Source organism: Streptomyces sp. SID3212 (genome assembly GCF_009865405.1).
In the GTDB taxonomy this organism is placed as follows: Bacteria; Actinomycetota; Actinomycetes; order Streptomycetales; family Streptomycetaceae; genus Streptomyces.
Genome location: NZ_WWJY01000879.1, coordinates 1 through 3,476 on the forward strand (window position 1 = coordinate 1; position 3,476 = coordinate 3,476).

3 protein-coding genes are annotated in these 3,476 nt (G+C 74.7%); all 3 read left to right on the plus strand.

What is annotated here, in order from left to right; genetic code table 11:
• Window positions 1-707 (plus strand): cobalamin biosynthesis protein (locus GT042_RS39410; RefSeq protein WP_237531202.1); only part of this gene is annotated, 707 nt, incomplete at its 5' end.
• Window positions 704-2,263 (plus strand): cobyric acid synthase, encoded by a 1,560-nt coding sequence (locus GT042_RS26505; RefSeq protein WP_161311248.1) that lies wholly within the window; start codon window positions 704-706, stop codon window positions 2,261-2,263. The genes GT042_RS39410 and GT042_RS26505, both read left to right, overlap by 4 nt.
• A gap of 103 nt (window positions 2,264-2,366) precedes the next feature.
• The coding region (locus GT042_RS26510; protein WP_161311249.1) for an ATP-binding protein at window positions 2,367-3,476 on the plus strand (1,110 nt) is incomplete at its 3' end.

Here is a 3,476-nt window from a genome sequence, read left to right on the forward strand (position 1 = left end):
CGCTGGCCGTCGTCGCGGGCGGTGACCCGCGCGGGGCGTGGCAGGCGTGGCGCGACGACGCGCACAAACACCCGAGCCCCAACGCGGGCCCGGTGGAAGCCTCGTTCGCGGGGGCGCTGGGCGTACGACTGGGCGGAACGCTCGCGTACGGCGGCCGGGTCGAACATCGCCCCGTCCTGAACGGCGGCGGCCGGCCCGTGGAGATCGCCGACATCGAACGGGCCGTGCGGTTGTCCCGGCGGGTGAGCGCGTTGGCGCTGGCGGTGTGCGTGGCGGGGCGGTTCGCATACACGGCCGTTTCGGGAGCGGGGGCGGGGGTGGAAGCGGACCCGGCGGCCATTTCGGGAACGGAGGCGGACGCGGGGGCGGAAACCGGGACGGGGGCCGACCGGGGCGTCGGCGTGAGCGCGGGCTCCGGTGCCGACTCGCGCCTCGGCGTAAACGCGGGCTTCCGTGCCGACACTCGCCTCGGCGTAAACGCGGGCTCCGGTACCGGCGCGCACGTCGGCGCGAACGCGCGCCTCGATCCCGGTGCGCCCCTCGGCGTGGACGCCGGGCTCCGTACCGACCCCGGCCCACGCATCGGCGCGGGAGCGGGTCTCCGTACCGAAGTCGCCACCCGTCCAGGCGCGGTGGCCGGACCGGGCCTCCGCGCCCGTACCGGCACCGGCACCGGCTTCCGTACCGACGCCGGGCGGCGCCCGTGAAGCGGGGCGGGCTCGGGGGTGGGGTGCTCGTCGCCGGGACCACCTCCGACGCGGGCAAGAGCGTCGTCACCGCGGGCATCTGCCGGTGGCTCGTGCGGCAAGGGGTCAAGGTCGCGCCCTTCAAGGGGCAGAACATGTCCCTCAACTCGTTCGTCACCCGCGAGGGCGCCGAGATCGGCCGGGCCCAGGCCATGCAGGCGCAGGCCGCCCGCGTCGAGCCGACCGCGCTGATGAACCCCGTACTGCTGAAGCCCGGCGGCGACCGGAGCAGCCAAGTGGTCCTCATGGGGCGCCCGGTGGGCGAGATGAGCGCCCGGGGCTACCACGGGGGCCGCCAGGAGGCGCTGCTGGGCACCGTATTGGAGTGCCTCGCCGAGCTGCGCCGTACGTACGACGCCGTGATCTGCGAGGGCGCCGGCAGCCCCGCCGAGATCAACCTCCGCCGCACCGACATCGTGAACATGGGCATCGCCCGCGCCGCCCGTCTGCCGGTCGTCGTGGTCGGGGACATCGACCGGGGCGGGGTCTTCGCCTCGTTCTTCGGGACGACGGCGCTGCTGAGCGCCGAGGACCAGGCGCTGGTCGCCGGGTACGTCGTCAACAAGTTCCGGGGCGACGTGTCCCTGCTGGAACCGGGGTTGGAGATGCTGCGCGGGCTGACCGGGCGGGCGACCCTCGGCGTGCTGCCGTGGCGCCCCGGCCTCGGCATCGACGAGGAGGACGGCCTGCGGGTGTCGCTGCGCGGGTCGGTACGGGAGTCCGCCGCGTCCGTCCCGTACGGCGAGGACGTCCTGCGCGTCGCGGTGTGCGCCGTACCGCTGATGTCGAACTTCACCGACGTGGACGCGCTGGCGGCGGAGCCGGGCGTGGTCGTGCGGTTCGTGGACCGGGCGGAGGAACTGGCCGACGCGGACCTGGTCGTCGTACCCGGCACCCGCGGCACCGTGGGCGCCCTGGCCTGGCTGCGGGAGCGCGGGCTCGCGGACGCGGTGGCGCGGCGGGCGGCGGAGGGTCGTCCCGTCCTGGGCATCTGCGGCGGCTACCAGGTGCTCGGCGAGGTGATCGACGACGAGGTGGAGTCGCGGGCCGGGATCGTGGCCGGGCTGGGGCTGCTGCCGGTACGGGTGCGGTTCGCGCGCGAGAAGACGCTCGGGCGGCCGGTGGGCGTCGCGCTCGGTGAGCCCGTGGAGGGGTACGAGATCCACCACGGGGTCGCGGAGGTCGGCGGCGGCTCGGCGTTCGTCTCCGACGCGTTCGTCTCCGACGGGGACGGGGCGGCGCTGGACGGGTGCCGGGTGGGTTCTGTCCGGGGGACGCACTGGCACGGGGTGCTGGAGAACGACGCGTTCCGGCGGCGGTTCCTCGTGGAGGTCGCGCGGGAGGCGGGGCGGCGGTTCGTACCGGCGCCGGACACGAGCTTCGGGGCGCTGCGGGAGGAACAGCTCGATCTGCTGGGGGACCTGGTGGAGGAGCACGCGGACACGGACGCGTTGTGGCGGTTGATCGAAGGAGGCGCTCCCGCAGGGTTGCCGTTCATCCCACCGGGCGCGCCGTGACGCCGCGTTCGCCGTCCCCGGCCCCGGCCCCGCCCCCCGCTGCGGCCGGCCCCGTACCGGTCGCCCTCGTGCAACACGTACCGATCGCACTCGAAGGAGCCCTATGAGTACCCCCTTTCCGTTCACCGCCGTGGTGGGAATGGACGATCTGCGGCTCGCGCTGCTCCTGAACGCCGTCAGTCCGGCGGTCGGTGGTGTGCTGGTCCGCGGGGAGAAGGGCACCGCGAAGAGCACCGCCGTACGGGCGCTGTCCGCGTTGATGCCCGAGGTCGGCGTGGTGGCGGGGTGCCGGTTCAGCTGTGATCCCGCCTCGCCGGATCCGCTGTGTCCTGACGGGCCCCACGAGAGCGGACCGGGTACGGCGCGGCCCGCGCGGATGGTGGAGCTGCCCGTGGGGGCCTCGGAGGACCGGCTCGTGGGGGCGCTCGACATCGAGCGGGCCCTGTCGGAGGGTGTGAAGGCCTTCGAGCCGGGGCTTCTCGCCGACGCCCACCGTGGGGTGCTGTACGTCGACGAGGTCAATCTGCTCCACGACCACCTGGTCGACCTCCTGCTGGACGCCGCCGCCATGGGTGCCTCGTACGTCGAGCGTGAAGGGGTCTCCGTACGGCATGCCGCGCGGTTCCTGCTCGTCGGGACGATGAACCCCGAAGAGGGCGAGCTGCGGCCGCAGTTGCTCGACCGGTTCGGGCTGACCGTGGAGGTCGCCGCGTCCCGGGAGCCCGAGACGCGGGTGGAGGTCGTACGGCGGCGGCTCGCCTACGACGACGATCCGGCGGGATTCGCGGGGCGTTGGGCCGACGAGGAGCGCGCGCTGCGGGAGCGGATCGTCACCGCGCGGGCGCTGCTGCCGGAGGTACGGCTGGGGGACGCGGCCCTGTTGCAGATCGCCGCCACCTGCGCCGCCTTCGAGGTGGACGGCATGCGCGCCGACATCGTGATGGCGCGGACCGCCACGGCGCTGGCCGCGTGGGCCGGTCGTACGGACGTGCTCGCCGAGGACGTCCGGCAGGCCGCGCTGCTCGCGCTGCCGCACCGGCGGCGGCGCAATCCGTTCGACGCGCCGGGGCTTGACGAGGACAAGCTCGACGACACGTTGGAGGAGTTCAAGGGCGAGGACGACGATCACGATCCCGAGCCCGACGGGCCCGGCGGTGGGCCGGCGCCCGAGGGTGGGCCCGACGCGCCGGAGGACTCGGGGTCCGGGGAGGGC